Origin of the sequence: Bradymonas sediminis (genome assembly GCF_003258315.1) — a bacterium.
Lineage (GTDB): Bacteria > Myxococcota_A > Bradymonadia > Bradymonadales > Bradymonadaceae > Bradymonas > Bradymonas sediminis.
In genome coordinates, this window is record NZ_CP030032.1 from 270298 (window position 1) to 292050 (window position 21753).

Sequence of the window (21753 nt, forward strand, 5' to 3'; positions counted from 1 at the left end):
ACCCACCAAATAGGCAATCAACTAAGCCCCCAGGCGCAGCCTGGGGGCTGGCCGCGTCCAGCGGCCGGGGGCCGTCGCGAACCTGCAAAGTCGTTGCTACACGACGTTGTGAACTTGCAAAGGGGTCGGTTCGCGGTGGTTGCGGATCGGCAAAGTGGTCGGTTCGCGGTGCGCCAGTCCAGCGAAGCGGTCCCCAGTGGAACGAACTAAGCCCCCAGGCGCAGCCTGGGGGCTGGCCGCGTCCAGCGGTCGGGGGCCGTCGCGAACCAGGACAACTCAACAAACCCGAATAGAAAAGGGCCCGAGACTTCAAAAGTCTCGGGCCCTTTTTCAGGTCAAGCCGGTTGGATTAGTTCATCCAACGACGGCGGCGCGCCAGGGCGAGTCCGCCGAGGGCCATCGCACCGAACAGCATGCCGGGCGTCAGCGGTTGCCCTTCGGCACCGCTGCTGCAGGAGCAGCCCGAGCCGGCGAGGTCGCCGCCAAGCTCGTTCACGTCTCCGGCGTCCACGCCTGCATCATCACCGGCGTCCACGCCCGCGTCGCTTTCAGCGTCGGGGCCGGCGTCCGGTCCGGCGTCGGTCTCCGGGCCCACGTCTTCGCTGACCTCAGCCGGCGTCACGCGCACGTTGTGCGTGGCGGGGTTGCTATTTACGCGGCCGTCGTTAACCACCAACAAGAAGGTGTAGGTGGTCGGCGAGGTGACGTCGGTCGGGAAGGTCAGCTCGTAGTCCTGTGCGCTGGCGTCCCCAAGATCGGGGGCCGGCTCGCCGGAGACCAGGCTCCAGGTGTAGAGCAAGTTGTCGCCTTCGGGGTCGGAGCTGTCCGCCGCGCTCAAGGTGATCATCTCACCGGCCTCGGCGGTCGTCGGGCCGGTGATAACGGCCGACGGCTTGGTGTTCGGGCGCGCCGTGACGAGGACACTGGTGTCACTCGGGGCGCTGTCCACGGTGCCGTCGTTTACGACGAGTTGGAATTCCAGCACGTCCTGGTCGTTGGCCGAGTTCGGCACGTCGAACTCCGGCGTCGCCGAAGTCGCGTCGACGAAGGTCACCGGCTCGCCGCTGGTTTGAGTCCACGCATAGGTGAGCGTGTCTCCGTCGGGGTCGCTACTGGCGGTGCCGTCGAGCGTCACGGTGCTGCCCATGGTCGCGATCTGGTCGGCGCCAGCGTCGGCGGTCGGCGCGCGGTTAGCCGTGCTGCACAGGTTGGTGTCGCTGTCGCACCAGGCGCCGGCGGCGCACTGGTTATCCCGGGTGCAACTGGTGCGGCACGTGCCAGCGTCACATTTGAAGGGCGCGCAATCGACGGTGGTCGGCACCAGGCACACGCCGCTTCCGTCGTTGCTGGGGTCACCGTCGCAGAAGCCCGCGGCCACGGCCTCGGTCTCCGACACACACGCCGCCGGCTCACACTGAGTGGTCGTCGGCAGACCTTCGGTCTTGCACACGCCGTCGGTCGGGTCACAAACGCCAATCGTACACGCCTGCGCCGGGTCAAGGGCGCAATCTTTGACGGTTCCGACACACGCGCCAGCGACGCAGACGTCGTTCTCGGTGCAGAGGTTGCCGTCGTCGCAGGATTTCGCCAGGGCGTCGTCGACGTTCATCCAACCGTCGATGCTACCGCCGGAGGTGTCGCACACCTGGCAGCTATTATTGGGGTTGACGTCGCCGTCCTGGTGGAACTCGCCGTCGGCAAAGCAGGTGGGTCCGCCGAGGTAGAAGAAGACCTGGCCTGCATCAGTGAGCGTTCCACCGCTGCCGTCGTCGACGTCGGCAAGATAGGCGCCAACGAGGAAGTCATCGTAGCCATCACCATTGACGTCGCCGGCGCCGCTGACGCTGCGACCGAATCCTGAACCAGCCTGGGTGCCTTTGCCGGTCCAACTCGGCGTCTGAAGCAGTCCTGCTGCGGTGCCGGGGAAGAGGTATGCCGCGCCTTGTTCGTTGAGGTTGTCGGTATGCTTGAAGGCGCCGACGAGAAGATCGGCGTAGCCGTCTGCGTTGAGGTCGCCCGCAGAGCTAACGAAGGAGCCGAAGCGCTCGTTAGCCGTAAAACCATTAATAATAGCGCTATCACCGGGGAAGCCTGCGGCATCGCCGTAAAATACGTACACGCGGCCGACGTCGTTTTGGGTGGGCGAGTCGAAGAGGTTTGCGCCGAAGACGAGATCGTCGACGCCGTCGCCGTTGAAGTCGTCGATGGTTAGGGATAGGCCGTGGAAGCTGCTGGCTTGGCTTCCTTCGAATTTCCAATCTTCCGTGGTGGAGGGGCCAGCGGTATCGCCAAGATATACTTTTATTTGACCAGAGTTGTTTGCGAATTGACTGTTCCAATAAGGAGCAGACACAGCAATATCATCACACAGGTTGGCGTCGCCATTTAAGTTCCCAACAGCCAAGTCGAAAGCAAAATAGATTACGCCAACAGGGGCGTCAACGCTCCAATCGGAGGCAGCCGAAAAGCTAGTCCCATCACCATAATAAGCGACGATACTTCCACGGCCGCTGTTTCTACCCCGAGCGCCAACAACAAGGTCGGTTAGTCCATCACAGTTTACGTCTCCGCTTGCGAGAGACGCGCCAAGTTGGTCACTAAGATTGCCTTGTACTGTATAAACTGGCACAGGATTTAGCGCAGGGTCTACAATAGCCGTCGTATCCTGGCCGCCAAATACAAATACTTTTCCCGTCAGCCCATTTGAAAAAGGCGCACTCACTGCTACGTCAGCAAAGTTGTCTCCATTAATGTCACCTAAAGACTCAATCGATGTTCCCATTTCGCCATTAATTAGATCAGACTCAATAGCGATTGAAGCAGTTGATGAGAGTCCTGTGGCAGACCCGAGAAAGATTATAATACGCCCTTCTTTAGTCTCGCCATTCGCAAACTTTGGCTCTCCGATCACAACATCATCGAAACCATCATTATTGAGGTCGCCGGCTTGGTTGACGATATAACCAAATTGGCTGTTAGGGTTTTCACCATCCACTATTGTTTCAGGGCTATTCAGAAGTGGGTCAATATCAAGCGGATACACGGCATCGCTATCATCGATGGCGTATCCAAATTGATCGTCTTCAACGAAAAAGTCTGCCGGCAGTCGACGAGATTCGGCGTCGTAGACGACAAGATCACGTAATTGAAAGCGTGTCTTGCCATCCTTGTCGATTTGAATGGTATTTGTTGACACATCCAGCGAGTGCATAAATCCCTCCGGAGCGTTGTATTTGAGAATTAGCAGGCCTTTGCCTTCGGGGGACTTCCTTACTTTATATGCTTGCTTGATGCCCTGAGGGCGGCGCTCGTAAATCGCCGTAAAATTCGCCTCCGCGTAATTATATCGAACGCTCGTGGAGTCGAATTGGACCTCAGGCGTTTTTAAGTCGCGGACGTTGCCCTCGCGGCCAAATAGCGGGTTGCCAAGTGTATAGGGTGAGACCTCGGGTTTGGCGACACCGTCGACGCCAAAAGAAGGGATGGATGAGAGGGCGAGCGTACCGTCGGCCAAAAATTCGATATTGGCGTTAAGCGCCAGCGACGTCGCTCTCGCCGAGGCGTGGGTGATGTCGAATTTGTCCATGAACCCCGCCTGGGCTGGGGCGGGACTGGACTCTTTGGGCGTGGGCACTACTTGCTCTTTTAAATCTTTCGATTCAACAAGTGCGGCCGAAGCGGATTGAATCTCCGCGGTCGACGAATCGTCACTACCACACGCGGCGCTGGACGCGATAATGGATGCCGCTAGGGCCAATAGTGATAATCCACGCTGTGCGCGACCATTTTTTCTGGCAATGCAATGCATAAACATAACTCCCTCGCTGACTTAACAGCATTTATTTTGGTCAATATTCTGAGTGTAAGATGGGTCAATCAGGATCGCATCTTTTTCTGAATTATGGCACAAGAGCAAGGTGGAATGAAATTTTTCCCGCAATACCCCTCACTCAAAGCGAGTCTGCCGTGGATATAGGTGTCATATTTCGAGAGCAAGTGCAAAGAGAGAGGCCATTAGACGCCGTCGCGGCAATCTCAGCCTCCGATGAGTGGTCCGTACACCATATTCAATCGGGTGGGGTAAGCTTCGATTTAATTCTGGCGCGGAGCACGCCGGCAGGTCTTAGTTGTGGCTGGACAAAGGTCCATGGCGGATGGACCGCGTGGGTCGCCGAGCGGACCACGTTGCTGGAACTACGCCGGGCGCTATCCGCAACACCTTCGATGGATGACGCAGATATTATGCGTGCAGCCATTGAGTGCTGGGGGTTTGGGGCCATTAAACATACGGATAGTGTTTGGGCTGGTATGATTTGGCGGGAGCACGAACAAGAACTTTGTTTTTTTCGAGATCGCATCGGCATGGTGCCGACTTTTTATTCGCGCGAATCGTCTCAGAATTCCGAATTCGGTGTGTTTTCGACATCGGTGGCATTAATTCAGCACTTATATCCAAAATCGCGTGACATTAATCTGAACAGGCTTCGAAAATTTCTACTAAACAAGTCAGATTGTCGACGTGACGATTTTTTTGAAGAAATCTCCCGGCTTCATCCAGGCGAGTCCTGGCACTGGCGACCTTATAAACAACCACCTCGAATAGAACGATATTGGCATTTTAATAATGAATCTCAGCGTTTTGATGATAGAGAGCAACTTGCTGATGTTCTATTGAGCAGACTTAAAAATATTGTTGGCGATTATTTTGAAGCCAAGTATTTTCCCCTTACTCTTGTCAGCGGCGGCGTTGACTCTACGCTTCTTCTTTCATTGCAGATTGAGCAACAGCAAAGGCTCGGCTTAGGCGATAATCGGGTAGATGCGGCGACCATGGGCTTCCCCTCGTTTCCGACCGTCGACGAGAGTTATTGGGTCAATCACCTCCAAGAACACATCGGCCATTCTGTTGCGACGGTAAATGTTGAAGATAAATGGCCAATGCGTGACCCCGAAGTTTTTACGAGATATCCCGAGTTAGGCCCAAGTTTTCATCCGGGTGAGGATTACGAAACAACTTTCATACATCGAGCGCTCAAAGAAGACTCCTCCAGATCCGTATTCTGGGGGGTTGGCGCCGATCAACTTTTTGTAGTTAATGAGAACCGCATTCTGAAGTCATTATTGAATTCATCGGATGTGAGTTTCGATGTGCGTCTTACAAAAGCTCATCGTCGGTTCGGGACCAAACGAATCGCAAGTCATCTGCTCGGGAGAACGTCCGCTGCAAAGCCACTCCGGATTCTACGAGATAAATCCGATTCCTTTTTCGGACGACAAGCTAATCCTTGGCACAACCCAGAACGTTGGGTGTCTTTTGAGGCTACGGGAACTGTCAATCCGTCAAATTCAAATATTAGAGATGTAAAGCCTGAGCAATCATTTTTATCACGTCATCTATGGGAGTTGGTAATTCGAGGGTTTCGCCGGAAATCATTGTATTTGGGCAGGTCACATCATCTACCATATCTCCGGGCGGATTTCGTGAAGGTTGTTCTGGGGAGAAAGCCACATTCGCTGCATAAAAGTGCCACGCTTCAGAAATCTCTACTGCGTGACATCGCGCGAAATTATGTGCCTGAGTCTATTCGCCTGCGACCCAAAGGAGGCGTCTTTTCAAAGTTTGTCGAATCAGGCGTAGGCGGTCGCGAGTATACGCGGATCGAGGCATTGTTCTCGGGGGAGTCAGCCCTTGCAGATAACCAATTAATAGAGCCGAAAGTTTTTTTGGACACATTTGCGGCGTATCGGAGTTTCTGTTGGTCTCATCAGGGGAAGCGCCAGACTGCTGCAGAAATGATTCTTTGGAGAACGATTGCAGGAGAGTTATGGTGCCGTCGAGTCAGTTGACAAAGTTGGAGCGGAACTTCACAGTGCGTGAAGTTGGAATGATCAGCCCGTAATTTGGAGATGGAAATGAAAAAAGCTAAAAACAAAATCAGTCGAAAGCTAATTTATAAAAAACCTCAACTAACTTATCATAGTACACTTGCAGCAATTATTCGTGGCACCAGCGGTAACGAAGTCGACGGCAGCACTCCTGCGGACCGTGGGAATAATCCGGGTGATTAACCGGGCTACGCTTTCGTGAAACATTCAGAACTAACCGCCTCAACCGCCCTGCCAAAACACACCCCATTCCTCCCCTCAGCGATCTTCCAATCGCTGTCGATCCTGGCCCAGCTCACCACCCCCTTCCTCTTCAAGCTGATCATTGACGAGGCCATCGGGGGCGGTGAGCTGGACCTGTTGTGGCTATACGCCGGCCTCAGCGCCGCCGCCTTCGCCCTGGCGTCCTTCTTCCGTTTCGCCGCGCGTTGGTCCGCCGAAAAACTCGCCGCCGACTTCTGGCTAAAACTCCGCAGCCGTACCTTCGAGCACCTCGTCAATCTCCCCATGGCGCGCCACGGCGCGCAGCAGGCTGGCGACCTGATCGCCCGGGTGCAATACGACACCTATTCCCTGCGCAACTTATATACAGGTGTATTTCCCGCCATCGTCGAGCTGCTCGTCGGCAGCGCGGTGACCATGGTCGCCTTGCTCTATCTTGAGCCCATGATGACCCTGGTCGCGCTCGGGGCCTTCCCGATCATCTTTCTGATCGCCTGGGTCTTCCGCGACAAGATCGGTCCGCTGACCAAGCGCGTGGCGACCTACCAGGGGAAGGTCTACGCCGGCGTGACCGAAGGTCTCAACGGTCTTGAGTCGCTCAAGACCTACGACGATCGCGGCAAATTCGCGGCGCAATTGCAAAAGGACGGCGAGGGCCTGCGCGACGCGCAGCTTGAGCTTGCGCGCTTCCAGGCGATGCTCTTTCCCCTGCTTAACTTCGCGATCGCGCTCATATTGCTCGGCGTCCTGGTGGCTGGCGGGCAGATGGTGATAGAGGGGGCGCTCTCGGTCGGGACATTGGTCGCCTATTATTATTATGTGTCTCGCAGCCTCGGCCCGATCCGCGGGGCGACCGGGATCTTCTTTGGCTGGCACCGCGCGCAGGCCGCGCGCGCCCGGCTCGATGAACTCTTCGCGGTGAAGGATTCACTGCCGCACCCCGACCCGCCCGAGCCCATTCCCGACTCGACCCCGGATGCGCCCGCGACCTTTGCTTTTGAGCATGTGTCGTTTGAATATGAGGCCGGTAATCCGGTGCTTCGCGATGTGTCGTTCGAACTCGCGCCCGGCGCGCGCGTCGCCCTCCTGGGGGCTTCTGGCAACGGAAAGAGCACGCTCGGCAAGTTAGTCGCGCGCCTCTATGACCCGCTCGAGGGGCAGATCACTTACGCCGGGCGCCCGCTGACGCAATTCGAAGAAGCGACCTGGCGCACCATGATCGGCTATGTCGGCCAGGAGGTCTTCTTATTCCATGGGAGCATTGCCGATAATATCCGCTTCGGCGCTTTGAGGGAGGTGAGCGATGCCGAGGTTGAGCGGGTCGCGCGCATCGCGCGGGTCGACGCGATTGCCGACGGCAAGACCGACGGCCTCGACGCCCAGGTCGGCGAGAAGGGCGTGAAGTTGTCGGGCGGCCAGCGAAAGCGCATCGGCCTTGCCCGCGCGCTCATCCGTAACCCGCGCATCATCCTCGTCGACCAACTCGCCGCCGACCTCGAGGCCGATCTTTGCCGGGCGATCTTCGACGATCTGCGCCGTGAATTCCCGCATGTTGCGATCCTCCACGTCGGCCACCGGGTCCCCGCGGGCTTTGAGGCCGACGCCGTCTACTGGATCGAGCGCGGCATACTGGCGCCGTTTTCTGACGTCGAGCGGGTCGCCGAGACCCAATTTGCCTAATCCATGGGCGTCGGGTTTGAACTGCGCCGAAGCGTGTCTACCCTAAGTGGAATCGCAGGCATCGGTCGCGCGTTGTATATCCGTGTGATCGTGGCGATATTATTAGACATAGAAATATGCGATGAATCTCGGCGAGTGGATCGTCGAGCGGCGCTGAGCCCGCGCGCGTATTCATGGTACTGAAATGAGGGAGACTCCGATGACGGAAAATCTATTTCCACGCGACGCTGTGTTTTCGATCCGCGAGGATCTTGTGGTCGAGCAGGTCGATGACGAATTTTTGGTGTTGGATCTGCGTGGGAACGAGTATTTCGGTCTGAACGCGGTGGCGCGCCATATCTGGGCGGCGATCGACGCCGGGGATTCCCTGGCTGCGATTGCCGACTCGGTGTGTGAGCGCTTCGAGGTCGAGCGCGAGCGCGCCGCGACCGATGTGGCTGACTTTATCGCGAATTTACTCGAGCAACGACTCGTCAGTCGCGTCGATGCCTGAGCGCATGCAGTAGTTTTATGGAAAATACAGATCGATTGGTGCGCTATCGCGCGTTTGGGCGCGATATCGACGGCCCGGCAGGGCTCTCCTTGAGTCCGGCGCCGGCTGAGGCTGCGCCCGGCGAGGTCCCGGTGCTGCGTCTGCAGCCCGATGCTTCGTTGCGCGTGTTTATCGACGAAAATCTCCCGCCGCTCCTTCACAATGTCGAGGATTATCCAGGCGGCCCCAAGTTTTATGTTTGGCAGGAGGGCGAGGCGGTAGGCGTTCAATACGACCGCTGGCGCACGCGTTTGATCCCCGGCGAGGGACGCATCGACTTTGCGGAGCTTCCTCCCAGCGGCCCCAAGCGTGTCGAGGATGCCGGAGATGAATACGGGCGTTTTCGCTTCTCCCTGGCGATGGAGAGAGTCTTCCTGCCGCTATACGCGCTCTTTTCGATGCCCGACGCGGTCGCCCTGCATGGCAGTGCGGTCGTGCTCAATGGCGAGGCGTTCTTATTCATTGGGCGATCGGGCGCCGGAAAATCCACGACCGCTTACGAATTTGTGCGTCGCGGGGCGACGCTATTGGCCGACGACTTGATCGTCGCCGATGTCGCCCGCGGCATCGCCCTCGGCGGCGCCCCGACGCTTCGCCTGTGGAAGGGGGAGGGCGCTCTCCCCGAGGCGCAGGAGGACCGAAGTCTATGGCGGCACGACGCGTCGAAGCGCTGGTTTCGCATCCCGGCGGAGCGAGGCGCCGCGAGCGCGGTGCCGATCGCGGCGATCGTCATGCTCGATCCTGACACCCTTGGTGGCCAGCGGGATGTGCTCCCTGGGCTTGAAACGTCACCCCAGCGCAAGGCGCTGACCGATCTTCTGGGGCAGACCTTCGACCTATCCCACGGGACTCCTGAGTGGATGGTCGCTCGTTTTCGAAACACCGCGCGTTTGATTCGCGAATATCCTTTCTATCACTTTCGCTATGTGAAATCGGCTGATGGAAAGCCAACGCATATGGATGCTCTCTATCAGGCGATCGTTGGCCTCGCCTCAAAATGATCGAATGCACCGAGGCGCGATTTGCCAGCGATTTAGCACGGAGATTTGATGAAGCCGATTCACCCAATAGCGCAAGCCGAGATGCTCGTGGAGGTCGCGATCGCACGCGTGCTCAGTGAGTTTCTCAGCATCGAGGACCTTCTACGGTTAGTCGGCGAGGCTGCGAGGATCGCGCAGCAGTGGCCAGCGCGATCGTGCGTGGCGTCGCCCTCGGCGGAGGCCATCAACGAAACTGCTGCCTTGAGCGAACTGCTCGCCCACCGCGCCTCTCGCCTCGTGCCGGGCGCGCAATGTCTGCAGCGCGCACTCGCCGGCCGCGTGTGGCTCGCTCGCCGCGGGATCGCCTCAGAGATCGTGGTCGGTTTTAGAAAGCGCGGCGTGCTCGAAGGGCACGCGTGGTTGGAAGTGATGAGCCCGGATGGATTAATCGAACTATTTAACAATGCGGACGATGGGTATCGTGAGTCGTTCCGCGAGGTAGCCGCTTGAACGCACCCTGCAACGAAAAATTGGCGTCGACGCGCCTATTTCCCGAAGACTGCCCGACGACCTCGCTGGTGCTCGAGCGAATCGTCGAGGGGAGCGCGCTCTGCGCCGGTGATATTGCCCATGAGCGCCTATTAACCGATGCCGATGCCGCGGGATTTTTGCCGGTGCTCTACCGCTATCTTCTGTCGACCGGACGCGATGTTCCCGGCCGGTTTCGCCAGAGTTGGCTCGTGCATATCGCACGCCTTGCCCTCTATCGGGCGGAGCTTCGCCGCGTGCTGCCAATCATCGAGGCGTTCAGTCCCGTTGTTCTGCTCAAAGGGGAGGGGCTCTCCTTGCTGCTCTTTGGGGACGCTCGGCTGCGCAACACGACGGATATGGATCTTCTGATCGATCCGCGTCAGCTAGGGCCGATCGTCGAGGCCCTCGGTGAGATTGGGTACCACACCCTCGGCGACGGCAAGACGAAGCCCTGGGCATATAACCAGCTTCTGTTGGTGCATGAGGATTGCGGGACCCTGATTGAGTTGCATTGGCGCATCGCCTTCCCTCACCTCAAGAGTCCGCCGATCGGCGACTTGTTGGAAGATACGATCGCGGTTGAGTTGGACGGCGGAGCGCTCCCGGCGCGATCGCTTCGGCCCGAACTACTCTTGCTGCAACTTTGTTTTCATTTTCATCAGCACCACGGCTTCTATAAGGGGCTGCTCGATATCGCGGGTTGGATCGATCGCTTCGAATCAACCGCCGACCTCGACGAAGTACGCGCTCTCACGCGGCGCTACGAGATCGACGGCGTACTCCAATGGGGGTTGCATGCGTTGGAGCGATTCACGGGCGTGCGATCGCGCCTGTATGATCCTCACGCGAATCTATTCGCGAAATCGTGGGCGGCCTGGTCCGCCCTCGAGATGGAGCGACGCTATATCTTTATGGCGTCGCCCAACGCGATCGACCGCTGGTGGCGCGATCCGCGAGTGACGACACAGATCGCCGGTGTTCTGGCGGACGCGCTGAGCATGACGGTGGCGGACGGCGCGCTCAACCGCCTGCGCGCCGTGCTGAGCCCTGTTTTGCTCGGTCCCCACCGGGTTGGGCGCGTAAATTTTGCGATATTAGAGGGAATTGGGGCCTTTGGAAGGGAGGAGCTCTACGAGCGTCGAATCCTCGGATAAACCCCTTGCTTGACAACTCATCGAAAGTACGTATTGTCTCGCCTCCTAAAGTTCGCTCGGCCCGAGTGCGCGGATTGGTAATAGGAAGATGGGTGTTTGGGGCGCGAAAGTTTATCTTTTTCGCTCAATTATATCTTCAATAAGACAAGTGACGCTTGAACCGGGCGCACGAATGATTTAATAGCGCGAGCCAGTTACTGTGCTCACTCCATGTGAATCTCATAGGTAGAATTCAGATGCCAACGATTAACCAGCTCGTCCGCAAAGGACGTCTACAAGTCAAGAAAAAGACCGACGCTCCGGCCCTTAAAGGATGCCCGCAGAAGCGTGGGGTGTGCACTCGCGTGTACACGACCACCCCTAAAAAGCCGAACTCCGCTCTTCGTAAGGTCGCGCGTGTGCGTTTGACCAACGGGATCGAAGTCACCAGCTATATTCCGGGTGAGGGTCATAACCTCCAGGAGCATAGCGTGGTGCTTATTCGCGGCGGTCGAGTCAAAGACCTCCCGGGTGTTCGTTACCATATCGTGCGTGGCACGCTCGACGCCATCGGCGTCCAAGAGCGTCGTCAGGCCCGTAGTAAATATGGCACCAAGCGCCCTCGCTAATTAGCGCGAGTCGAATACGTGCAATTTAATTTGGGCGGCCGTCTTTTGCGGCCGCCACACTACAGTTGAGTCGATACGATGCCAAGAAAAGGACCCGTTGCAAAGCGCCCCGTTCTTCCGGATCCCAAGTTCGGTGATAAGGATGTTACGCGTTTCATTAGTGTGATCATGCGCGACGGAAAGAAAAACGTCGCCGAGAGCATTCTCTATAAAGCTTTTGATCTCATCGCCGAGAAAACCGAAAGCGACCCGATCGAAGTCTTCCGCAGCGCGCTCGAGAACGTGCGCCCCGCGGTTGAAGTTCGTTCGCGCCGCGTCGGCGGTTCCACCTACCAGGTGCCCGTCGAAGTTCGTTCGGAGCGCCAGCGCGCTCTGTCGATGCGTTGGCTGGTGAAGTCGGCACGCGCACGCAATGAGTACACGATGGTCGAGCGGCTCACCAACGAGCTGATGGACGCGTCGAATCGCCGCGGAAACGCAGTGCGTAAGAAAGAAGATATGCACCGCATGGCCGACGCTAATAAGGCCTTCGCGCATTATCGCTGGTAAGCTCAGCTGATTGAGTGCCGGTGCTGGCAACTAAAGATTCGCCCTGCGCGTCGTATGAGGGCTCCCTAATCGGAGTCAGTTCGCATGGCCCAAAGGGCGAATTTTTGCGTGTATAGTCGAGTATTTTCGCATTATTGGAATGCTCGGCCGCAGCACCACGTTACTCAGCGCCGAACCCAATGGGATTTCGATCCCGTTGTTTATATAAGTTTTTGAGTTTTTTGGGGAACCCTGCCCGCGCAGTCTTGCGCGAAGCCTGGGAGCTGCATAGAACTCAGATAATCTCATCCGTGTAGTCGCATCTTTCTGAGTCCCACACGTCGTGCGGGCGCCGATGAAGAATCGCGTTGCGGGTAAATCGAAATAGACCAAATTTCTCAGACATAAGGCAGGCAACAACGTGCGACGTAGTATACCCCTCAAGCGGATTCGCAACATCGGGATCATGGCTCATATTGATGCCGGTAAAACAACAACCACCGAGCGCGTGCTCTTCTACACGGGCGTTTCGCACAAGATCGGCGAAACCCACGAAGGCGCCGCGGAAATGGACTGGATGGAGCAGGAGCGCGAGCGCGGCATCACCATTACGAGTGCTGCTACGACTTGCGGATGGGACCTGGATAAAGAGCATTTTCGCATCAATATCATTGACACCCCTGGTCACGTTGACTTCACGATGGAAGTCGAGCGTTCCTTGCGCGTGCTCGACGGCGCTGTCGCCGTCTTCTGCTCGGTCGGTGGTGTTGAGCCGCAGTCCGAGACCGTCTGGCGTCAGGCCGACCGCTATAAGGTCCCGCGTGTCGCGTTCATCAACAAGATGGACCGTACCGGCGCGAACTTCGACAACGTCGTGGGTCAGCTGCGCGATCGCTTGAAAGCCCGCGCCGTGCGCGTGCAGATTCCGATCGGAAAAGAAGACAGCTACCAGGGCGCGATCGACCTGGTGAAGATGAAGGGTATCGTCTGGAACGACGCCTCGCTCGGCGCCGACTACGACCTCGTCGACATCCCGGAGCATCTCCTTGAAGAGGCCGAAGCCGCCCGCGAAGAATTGATCGCGGCCGCGTCGGACTTCAACGAAGAGTTGATGATGAAGTATCTCGAGGGCGAAGAGATTGAGCCCGGTGAGCTTTACGCTGCGATCCGTACCGGAACGCTGGCGCTCGAGATGGTCCCGGTCTTCTGTGGTACCGCGCTTCGTAACAAAGGTGTTCAGCCGCTCTTGGACGGCGTTGTTCGTTTTCTGCCTGCTCCGACGGATATTCCGCCGGTCGACGGTGTGACCCCGGACGCGTTCCGTCGTATCACTGAGCAGCATGGCGAAGCCGAAGAGGGCGATACGTTGATCCGCAAGGCGGACGACACCGAGCCCTTCTCCTCGCTTGCGTTCAAGATCATGACCGACCCATACGTCGGCCACTTGACCTACTTCCGCGTCTATTCCGGCGTGCTTGAAGCAGGTAGTTATGTCTATAACTCCTCGAAAGGTCAGCGCGAGCGCGTCGGCCGTATCCTTCGTATGTTTGCCAATAAGCGCGAAGAGATCGACGGTGTCATGACCGGTGATATCGCCGCGGCTGTCGGCCTTAAGAACACCACCACCGGTGATACGCTCTGCGACGAAGACAACGCGATCGTCTTGGAAGCCATGGACTTCCCCGATCCCGTTATCGAAATTGCTGTCGAGCCGAAGACCAAAGCCGACCAGGCCAAGCTCAGCACCTCGCTGGCTAAATTGGCCGCTGAGGATCCGAGCTTCCGCGTCCACGTCGACGACGAGACCGGTCAGACCATCATTGCTGGTCAGGGCGAGCTCCACCTCGAGATCATCGTCGACCGTCTGCTTCGCGAGTTCAAAGTTGAGGCTGCCGTCGGTACGCCGCAGGTTTCGTATCGCGAGACGATCACCAAGACGATCGAGCACCGCGAGCGCTATAAGAAGCAGTCCGGTGGTAAGGGTATGTTCGCTGAAGTCTACCTTCGCCTTGAGCCCCTCGAGCCCGGCAGCGGAATCGAATTCGAGGAGACCATCAAAGGTGGTACGGTTCCGAAGGAATTCTTCAACGCAGTCGAGCAGGGCGTTCGTAGCGCTGCCGAGGGCGGCGTGCTCGCCGGCTTCCCGCTCGTTGACGCCAAGATTACCCTGTATGACGGGTCCTATCATGACGTCGACTCCAGTGAGATGGCGTTCAAGATTTGTGCCTCCATCGGTTTCAAAACCGCGGTCCGCAAGGCCGGCGCGAAACTGCTCGAGCCGATCATGGCCGTCGAAGTCGTCACCCCTGACGACTATATGGGCGACGTCATCGGTGACCTCAATGGCCGTCGTGGCAACGTGCTCGGCATGAACCCGCGCAGCGGTGTCCAGGCGATCGACGCCGAGGTGCCCCTGTCCTCGATGTTCGGTTACTCGACCGACCTTCGTAGCCGCACCCAGGGTCGCGCGAACTACTCGATGCAGTTCTCGCACTACTCGGAAGTGCCGCGCAGCATCGCTGACGAGATCATCTCGAAAGCTGGCGGATCCGGCGACGAGTGATCCTGATGGTCGGTCCGCGCGCAATTTAGACGCGCGGGCCGACTGCCAGAGCGAGTTTTAAAGGGAAAGTGCCCGAAATCTTTGGATTTCGGGCACTTTTTTGTATTTGGGGGTGTTGGACGGTTGAAATTTTATAAACGTTAGGTAAAACGCCATCGCGACGGATAACTGGGAATATCGGTTTTACCGTTGGTGGATGAAAATAAATTTTTTTGAACACGACGCTCTGCGCTAATGACCGGTTCCCGGCAAGAGTTGAGCGACGCTAACCCTTAGGAGTGATCGCCCACGGTGATCGCTCATGCACTCAACGGATAGGATACCGAAAATGGCTAAAGAAAAATTTGAGAGAAATAAGCCGCATCTTAACATCGGCACGATCGGTCACGTCGACCACGGCAAAACCACGCTGACCGCGGCCATTACCCGCGTCATGAGTGACATCAACGGCTCCAACTCGAGCGTTGACTTCGACAAAATCGACAAGGCTCCCGAAGAGCGCGAGCGTGGTATCACCATCTCGACCTCGCACGTTGAGTACGAGACGGCCAACCGTCACTACGCTCACGTCGACTGCCCGGGCCATGCTGACTACGTCAAAAACATGATCACCGGTGCTGCGCAGATGGACGGCGCGATCCTGGTCGTCTCCGCCGCTGACGGCCCGATGCCGCAGACCCGCGAGCATATCCTTCTTGCTCACCAGGTCGGCGTCCCCGCCATCGTCGTCTTCTTGAACAAAGCCGACATGGTCGACGACGAAGAGCTCATCGAGCTGGTCGACATGGAAGTTCGCGAACTTCTCGACAAATACGACTACCCGGGCGACGACACCCCGATCATCCCGGGTTCGGCTCTCCTCGCCCTCAACGGCGAAGACAGCCCGCTCGGCGCCGAAGCCATCGTCAAATTGATGGACGCCGTCGACGAGTATATCGAAGAGCCGGAGCGTGAGACGGACAAGCCGTTCCTTATGCCCATCGAGGACGTCTTCTCGATCTCGGGTCGTGGTACGGTCGTCACCGGTCGCATCGAGACCGGTATTGTGAAGGTCGGCGAAGAAGTCGAGATCGTTGGTCTCACCGAAAAGCCCACCAAGACCACCGTCACCGGTGTCGAGATGTTCCGCAAATTGCTCGACTCGGGTCGTGCAGGCGAGAACGTTGGCTGCCTGATTCGTGGCATCAAGAAAGAAGACGTCGAGCGCGGCCAGGTTCTGGCCAAGCCCGGCTCGATCACCCCGCACACCAAGTTCGAGGGTGAGGTCTATATCCTCAAGAAAGAAGAGGGTGGTCGTCACACGCCGTTCTTCGACGGATATCGCCCGCAGTTCTACTTCCGTACAACGGATATCACGGGTACCGTGCATCTTCCGGAAGGATCCGAGATGGTTATGCCTGGCGACCGCGTCACGGTTACCGGCGAACTGATTAACCCCATCGCCATGAGCGAAGGTCTTCGCTTCGCTATCCGCGAAGGTGGACGTACGGTCGGCGCCGGTGTGGTCACCAAGATCATCGAGTAAGTTGAAATGAGGGGTCTGCGGAGGTCAACATACGGCGCCCGCAGGCCCCAAATATTGGAAACAAGGGTTCTTTTTAGATCACTCTTGATCTGAAGAAACCCTTGCTGTAGGGTCCGCGCTCCTACCGGGACACGGTTGGATTGATTGAGACCGTCGCATGCTCCTTTCGCAATGTTTTATTGCCGCGTCGGGAAGCAGTTTCGCTTCGAGTATATGTTCATATCTGCGCAGTTCGGCTGACGTAGGATCAGGGTATTTCATGGCAAACGATAAAATTCGCATCAAGCTTAAAGCGTACGATCACACGCTTCTCGACGCATCGACTGCAGATATTGTCGATACCGCGAAGCGCACTGGAGCTCGGGTAGCCGGGCCGATTCCTTTGCCCACGCGCATCAAGCGTTGGACGGTCCTTCGTAGTCCGTTCATCGACAAGAAGTCGCGCGAGCAATTCGAAATGCGTACGCACAAACGTCTACTTGATATTCACGACTCGACCCCTGCTACGCTGGAGGCGCTTGGTCGTCTTAGCCTGGCCGCGGGCGTTGAGATTGAAATCAAGACCTGATCTGACGCTGTGTAGCCGGCGGGCATTGGGCCTTCCGGGTGCCGTTCAGGTCAATTCACCTCACTCTTTCGCGCGGCTGAGCCTTAGTCAGGTCGGCGCAGGAGTTTCAAGATGAAGATTAACGTTGTTGATCAAAAAAACGAAAAAGTCGGAGAGGTAACCCTCGACGACGCCATTTTCGCTGCCCCGGTGCGCAAGCATCTCTTTTGGGAAGTGGTGAACTGGCAGCGTGCTCGCCGTCGTGCGGGTACGCAGAAAGTTAAGACGCGCGCCGAAGTTAGTGGCGGCGGCAAGAAGCCCTGGCGCCAGAAAGGAACCGGTCGTGCCCGTCAGGGTACCATCCGCGCTCCTCACTGGGTCGGTGGTGGCGTCGTCCACGGTCCGTCTCCCCGCGATTTCAGCTTCTCGATGCCGAAGAAAAAGCGCAAAGCCGCTTTGCGTTCGGTTTTGAGCCTTAAGGCACGTGACGGCAAGTTGATTGTCGTCGACGACCTGACTTTTGCTGAGACCAAAACGAAATTCGCCATCGGCGTTCTCAATGCACTCCAGGCGCCCAGCGCGCTTCTAGTCGATGCGACGAGCCGCGATGAGAAGACCCAGACGGTCGTGCACAACGAGTCGCTTCGACTCTCCGTGCGCAACCTCAAGGACGCGAAATACCTCGCCTCCGAGGGCCTCAACGTCGAAGACGTTCTGCGCTTCGATACTCTCGTAATTAGCCAGACGGCGCTTGACCAAATTCATGAGGTACTTAAGCGATGACTACTCCATACCAGATCATCCTTCGTCCTGTGATGACAGAAAAGAGCACCGCGCTCTCCGAGCTGGAGAACCAGGTGACCTTCCGGGTGAAGGAAGACGCTACGAAGCCTCAGATCAAAAAGGCCGTTGAGAAACTCTTCGGCGTTAAGGTCGTGCGCGTGAACACGATGAATGCTTCCGGCAAACCCAAACGGGTTGGCTACTCAATGGGCCGACGCTCCTTCTACAAGAAGGCCATCGTCAAGCTCGCTGAAGGTGAGGCCATCGATTTCTACGCGCTCGAGCAGCCTGGCGAAGAGCACGGCGAAGTCTGAGCGACATCGAATTGACTTAGAACTCCTCGGGGTTTCCAACGGGAACACCTCGCGATGAGGGAGAAGCAAAATGGGTACAACACAATTTAATCCGACAGTGCCGGGTCGCCGCTTTGCGCGACTGGCAGACTTTGCAGAGGTGACGAAAGGCACCCCTGAGAAGTCGTTGACCACGGCGACCAAACGCAGTGGTGGACGTAATAATAAAGGACGCATCACGATGCGTCACCGCGGTGGCGGACACAAGCAACGCTACCGTAAGATCGACTTCAAGCGTAATAAGCTGGGCGTGCCGGCCAAAGTTGCCGGGATCGAGTACGATCCGAACCGCACCGCTTATATCGCGCTTCTGCACTACGCTGACGGCGAGAAGGCTTATATCCTCGCGCCTCAGAAACTGCAGGTCGGCGACGAAGTCGTCTCGAGCAAGTCAGCAGATATCACGCCGGGCAACTCGCTTAAAATTAAGCATATGCCGGTTGGTACGGTCTTGCACAATATCGAATTGAAGCCAGGCAAGGGCGGGCAGATTGCTCGTTCCGCAGGCTGCTGGGCGCAGTTGATGGCGAAAGAGGGTAAATATGCTCTTCTTCGTCTTCCCTCCGGCGAGATTCGTCGAGTGCTGCAAGACTGCCGCGCAACCGTTGGATCGGTCAGCAACCGCGAGCACGAAGGTGTTTCGTTGGGTAAGGCCGGTCGTTCACGCTGGATGGGACGTCGTCCCAGCGTTCGTGGTACCGCCATGAACCCGGTCGATCATCCGCATGGTGGTGGTGAGGGGCGTAAAGCCGCTGGTCGTCACCCGGTTACGCCCTGGGGACAGCAGACCAAAGGTCTCAGAACCCGCAGTAATAAGCGCACCGACAAATTCATTCAGACTCGCCGAAAGGTCAAGAAAAAGCGTTGAGTCTGGGGCGGCCCCTCGGGGCCGCACTAGCCATCGAAGGAGAGAATATTGCCACGTTCAATTAAAAAGGGTCCGTTCGTTGACGCCGGTCTTCGCAAGAAGGTAACCCGGGCTAAAGATGCCGGTGACCGTCGCGCTCTTAAAACCTGGAGCCGCCGTTCGATGGTCGTGCCTGAGTTCCTCGGGATGACCTTCGCGGTTCATAACGGTAAAGATTTTGTTCCGGTGTTCGTCACCGAGAATATGATCGGACATAAGCTCGGAGAGTTCGCGCCGACACGCACCTATTATGGTCATGTCGTCGAGACGAAAGGAAAGCTGCGCGGTCGATGATTTCGATCGCTTAGGCTCTCGGATGCAAGTCGGGCGCGCCAGAGAATGGTCTTCGCCAGTCACGATATTGAATTTAGAGTTTGAGATAGAGCCATGGGTAAAAATAATTTAGGATGCCGGGCCAATAGAGCCTCGGCCCGCAACGTGCGCATCTCGGCGAAAAAGGCGCGCCCAGTCATTGACTTGGTTCGCTCCAAGCCGATTATGGAAGCGCTTGATATTCTGCAGTTCACGCCGCGCAAAGCTGCGCCGGTGATCGCGAAAGTGATCGAGTCGGCCATGCACAACGTGGAGCAGAGCGAGGAGCTTGATTGGGACGTTGACGATCTGATCGTCGCCCAAGCATTTGTCGACGAGGGTCCGACGTTGCGCCGCTTTAAGCCGCGCGCACAGGGTCGCGCCACGCGCATCAATAAACGTAGTAGTCATATCACCGTGGTGCTCGAGCTGCCGCGCTAAGTCTTCCAGGAGATCGTTTTGGGTCAGAAAGTTAATCCAGTAGGATTTCGCCTCGGCATTATTCGCCCGTGGGCGTCGAAATGGTACGCGGAAAAGAATTACGCGGAATGGTTGCACGAGGATATCCGAATTCGGACCTACCTCGAGGACCGCTTCAAACACACCGGTATCAGCAAGATCGATATCGAGCGTATGGCGACGACCGTTTTGGTCACGATCCACACCGCCAAGCCCGGCATTTTGATCGGCAAGCGCGGCAGCGGCATCGACGGCCTGCGTGAAGAGATCGACCGCCTCACGGCGTCGGACGTTCGCGTCAACATTCAGGAAGTTCGCAAGGCCGAACTCGACGCCAAATTGGTCGCCGAGGGAATCGCCACGCAGCTGGAGCGCCGGGTTTCGTTCCGTCGCGCCATGAAGAAAGCTGTCCAGACCTCGATGAAGTTCGGCGCTCAGGGCATCCGTATCAACTGCGCCGGTCGCCTCGGTGGCGCCGACATGGGTCGCCGCGAGTGGTACCTGGAAGGTCGCGTTCCGCTGCACACCCTGCGTGCTGATATCGATTACGGAGTCGCGGAAGCCGCGACCACCTACGGTATCATTGGTATCAAGGTATGGATCTTCAAAGGTGAAGTCCTCGACACCGATTCAAGACTATAATTGATTAGGCGCTCGCCCCTGCGGGCGCCTTGAATAGGAGTATATAAATGCTGAGTCCCAAGAGAGTAAAATGGCGTAAATGCCAGAAGGGGCGGATGCGCGGTAAGGCTCAACGTGGTAGCGATATCTCGTTCGGTAAGTACGCGTTGGTCGCGATTGATCCCCATCGGATCACCGCGCGCCAGATTGAAGCGGCCCGTATCGCCATGAACCGCTACATTCGGCGTCAGGGTAAAATCTGGATCCGTATCTTCCCGCACAAGCCGATCACCAAGAAGCCGGCCGAGACCCGAATGGGTAAAGGTAAAGGCTCGGTCGAGCAGTGGGTTGCCGTGGTTAAGCCTGGCCGTGTGTTGTTTGAGATGGACGGTGTTCCGGAAAATGTGGCTCGTGAGGCGCTCCGTCTCGCTTCCCACAAGCTTCCCGTGAAAACCAAATTTATGGTTCGAGGAGCCACGCTATGAAACCTTCTGAACTTCGAGAGAAAACGCAGGAAGAACTGCTCGAGTTGGAGAACCAGGTCCGCGATGAACTGTTTCGTCTTCGGATGAAGCACTTCACCGGTCAGCTCCAGAATGTCGCGCATATCCGAGCCTGCAAACGCAATGTCGCACGCATCAAGACGGTTCGTCGCGAACTGTCGCTGGCTCAGGGCTAAGTATTTCGCGCCCAGGTCTTCGGGCATGCTACCGATAGACCTCGCATGATAAGTCCGCTGAAAAAGATGCTTTATAATATACGCATGATTTAGGGATGCAGGCTGGCCCGGCGTTGGAAAGATATCCAACCCGGGCCGCCCGGCACCCACCCAGGAGAGGATCTATGGCCGAAGAAAATCAAGAGCCGCAGGCAACGGCAACGACAGAGCGGGGCCGTAAAAAGACCCGCGTTGGCGAAGTTGTCAGCGACAAGATGGATAAGACCATCGTCGTGGCGGTTACCCGTCAGTTTATGCATCCGAAATATCGCAAGTTTGTCCGTCGGCAAAAGCGCTACCAGGTTCACGATCCCGCGAACGAGTGTCGTCCCGGAGATCGCGTGCTGATCGAGGAGACGCGTCCGCTCTCCAAGAACAAGCGCTGGAAGCTTAAAGAAATTATTGAGAAAGCTCCCGTGATCTGACGGGACCGCGAGGTCTATCATGATTCAAATGCAAACCAGATTGTCGGTGGCCGACAACTCGGGCGCCAAGAAAGTTCAGTGCATCAAAGTACTGGGCGGATCGAAACGGCGCTACGCATCGATCGGTGACGTTATCATCGTGTCGGTTAAAGAGTCGCTGCCCAATTCGAAAGTCCGCAAAGGCGATGTCCAGCGCGCGGTGGTTGTCCGCACGAAAAAGGAAATCACCCGCGAGGACGGTACCTATATTCGCTTCGATGAGAACGCTGCCGTGTTGATCGACAAGATCGGACAGCCGCTGGGAACCCGTATTTTCGGACCCGTCGCGCGTGAGCTTCGAGGCCGTAACTACATGAAGATCGTCAGCCTGGCACCGGAAGTTCTTTAAACTTCAGCCGGCCGAACGGTCGAGATTGAGC

The 21753-nt window shown here is 57.2% G+C and carries 23 protein-coding genes and 1 pseudogene; 22 read left to right on the forward strand and 2 right to left on the reverse strand.

Annotation, left to right across the window (positions count from 1 at the left end; translation table 11 throughout):
* Positions 1-349: 349 nt before the first annotated feature.
* Positions 350-2353 (reverse strand): PKD domain-containing protein, encoded by a 2004-nt coding sequence (locus tag DN745_RS19660; protein ID WP_239497558.1) that lies wholly within the window; start codon positions 2351-2353, stop codon positions 350-352.
* Between the two features lie 156 nt (positions 2354-2509).
* Positions 2510-3814: pseudogene (locus DN745_RS20155) on the reverse strand (FG-GAP-like repeat-containing protein); the annotation flags it as partial.
* 53 nt (positions 3815-3867) lie between these two features.
* On the opposite strand from DN745_RS20155, the gene DN745_RS00955 reads away from it, so the two are divergent.
* The 22 genes from DN745_RS00955 (at position 3868) to rplN (ending at position 21722) form a co-directional block, all read left to right on the forward strand.
* Entirely contained in the window at positions 3868-5847 is a 1980-nt protein-coding gene (locus DN745_RS00955) for an asparagine synthase-related protein (protein WP_111331300.1), read from the forward strand.
* 66 nt (positions 5848-5913) lie between these two features.
* On the forward strand, positions 5914-6069 hold the full coding sequence (locus tag DN745_RS19120) for a hypothetical protein (RefSeq protein WP_162687377.1): 156 nt from the start codon (positions 5914-5916) through the stop codon (positions 6067-6069).
* 15 nt (positions 6070-6084) lie between these two features.
* Positions 6085-7788: an ABC transporter ATP-binding protein gene (locus DN745_RS00960; RefSeq protein WP_111331302.1), complete on the forward strand. Its 1704-nt coding sequence runs from the start codon at positions 6085-6087 to the stop codon at positions 7786-7788.
* Between the two features lie 199 nt (positions 7789-7987).
* Positions 7988-8281 carry a PqqD family protein gene (locus DN745_RS00965; RefSeq protein ID WP_162687378.1) on the forward strand — a complete coding sequence of 98 codons (294 nt, stop codon included), beginning with the start codon at positions 7988-7990 and terminating at the stop codon, positions 8279-8281.
* Positions 8282-8298: 17 nt separating this feature from the next.
* On the forward strand, positions 8299-9321 hold the full coding sequence (locus DN745_RS19490) for a phosphoenolpyruvate carboxykinase (ATP) (RefSeq protein WP_204355063.1): 1023 nt from the start codon (positions 8299-8301) through the stop codon (positions 9319-9321).
* 48 nt (positions 9322-9369) lie between these two features.
* Positions 9370-9810 carry a lasso peptide biosynthesis B2 protein gene (locus DN745_RS00975; RefSeq protein ID WP_111331306.1) on the forward strand — a complete coding sequence of 147 codons (441 nt, stop codon included), beginning with the start codon at positions 9370-9372 and terminating at the stop codon, positions 9808-9810.
* Complete coding sequence (locus tag DN745_RS00980) at positions 9807-10985, forward strand: nucleotidyltransferase family protein (RefSeq protein ID WP_111331308.1); 1179 nt, start codon at positions 9807-9809, stop codon at positions 10983-10985. The genes DN745_RS00975 and DN745_RS00980 overlap by 4 nt, the downstream gene beginning before the upstream one ends.
* Positions 10986-11221: 236 nt before the next feature.
* Positions 11222-11593 carry a 30S ribosomal protein S12 gene (rpsL, locus tag DN745_RS00985; protein WP_111331310.1) on the forward strand — a complete coding sequence of 124 codons (372 nt, stop codon included), beginning with the start codon at positions 11222-11224 and terminating at the stop codon, positions 11591-11593.
* 78 nt (positions 11594-11671) lie between these two features.
* Entirely contained in the window at positions 11672-12142 is a 471-nt protein-coding gene (gene rpsG, locus DN745_RS00990) for a 30S ribosomal protein S7 (RefSeq protein WP_111331312.1), read from the forward strand.
* A 400-nt stretch (positions 12143-12542) separates the two neighbouring features.
* Positions 12543-14684 (forward strand): elongation factor G, encoded by a 2142-nt coding sequence (fusA, locus tag DN745_RS00995; protein WP_111331314.1) that lies wholly within the window; start codon positions 12543-12545, stop codon positions 14682-14684.
* A 328-nt stretch (positions 14685-15012) separates the two neighbouring features.
* Entirely contained in the window at positions 15013-16209 is a 1197-nt protein-coding gene (gene tuf / locus DN745_RS01000; RefSeq protein ID WP_111331316.1) for an elongation factor Tu, read from the forward strand.
* Between the two features lie 259 nt (positions 16210-16468).
* Positions 16469-16777 carry a 30S ribosomal protein S10 gene (gene rpsJ / locus DN745_RS01005; RefSeq protein WP_111331318.1) on the forward strand — a complete coding sequence of 103 codons (309 nt, stop codon included), beginning with the start codon at positions 16469-16471 and terminating at the stop codon, positions 16775-16777.
* A gap of 111 nt (positions 16778-16888) precedes the next feature.
* A complete protein-coding gene (rplD, locus tag DN745_RS01010; RefSeq protein WP_111331320.1) occupies positions 16889-17539 on the forward strand; it encodes a 50S ribosomal protein L4 in 651 nt (216 codons plus the stop codon).
* A complete protein-coding gene (gene rplW, locus DN745_RS01015) occupies positions 17536-17853 on the forward strand; it encodes a 50S ribosomal protein L23 (protein WP_111331322.1) in 318 nt (105 codons plus the stop codon). Before rplD ends, rplW begins: the two co-directional genes overlap by 4 nt.
* Before the next feature lie 70 nt (positions 17854-17923).
* A complete protein-coding gene (gene rplB, locus DN745_RS01020) occupies positions 17924-18760 on the forward strand; it encodes a 50S ribosomal protein L2 (protein WP_111331324.1) in 837 nt (278 codons plus the stop codon).
* A 48-nt stretch (positions 18761-18808) separates the two neighbouring features.
* Complete coding sequence (gene rpsS, locus DN745_RS01025) at positions 18809-19093, forward strand: 30S ribosomal protein S19 (protein ID WP_111331326.1); 285 nt, start codon at positions 18809-18811, stop codon at positions 19091-19093.
* A 93-nt stretch (positions 19094-19186) separates the two neighbouring features.
* Positions 19187-19552 (forward strand): 50S ribosomal protein L22, encoded by a 366-nt coding sequence (gene rplV / locus DN745_RS01030; RefSeq protein ID WP_111331328.1) that lies wholly within the window; start codon positions 19187-19189, stop codon positions 19550-19552.
* Positions 19553-19570: 18 nt separating this feature from the next.
* Positions 19571-20212 (forward strand): 30S ribosomal protein S3, encoded by a 642-nt coding sequence (gene rpsC / locus DN745_RS01035; protein ID WP_111331330.1) that lies wholly within the window; start codon positions 19571-19573, stop codon positions 20210-20212.
* A 47-nt stretch (positions 20213-20259) separates the two neighbouring features.
* A complete protein-coding gene (gene rplP, locus DN745_RS01040) occupies positions 20260-20676 on the forward strand; it encodes a 50S ribosomal protein L16 (protein WP_111331332.1) in 417 nt (138 codons plus the stop codon).
* On the forward strand, positions 20673-20870 hold the full coding sequence (gene rpmC, locus DN745_RS01045) for a 50S ribosomal protein L29 (RefSeq protein ID WP_111331334.1): 198 nt from the start codon (positions 20673-20675) through the stop codon (positions 20868-20870). Before rplP ends, rpmC begins: the two co-directional genes overlap by 4 nt.
* 164 nt (positions 20871-21034) lie before the next feature.
* Positions 21035-21334 (forward strand): 30S ribosomal protein S17, encoded by a 300-nt coding sequence (gene rpsQ / locus DN745_RS01050; protein WP_111331336.1) that lies wholly within the window; start codon positions 21035-21037, stop codon positions 21332-21334.
* Positions 21335-21353: 19 nt separating this feature from the next.
* Complete coding sequence (rplN, locus tag DN745_RS01055) at positions 21354-21722, forward strand: 50S ribosomal protein L14 (protein ID WP_111331338.1); 369 nt, start codon at positions 21354-21356, stop codon at positions 21720-21722.
* Positions 21723-21753: the final 31 nt, after the last annotated feature.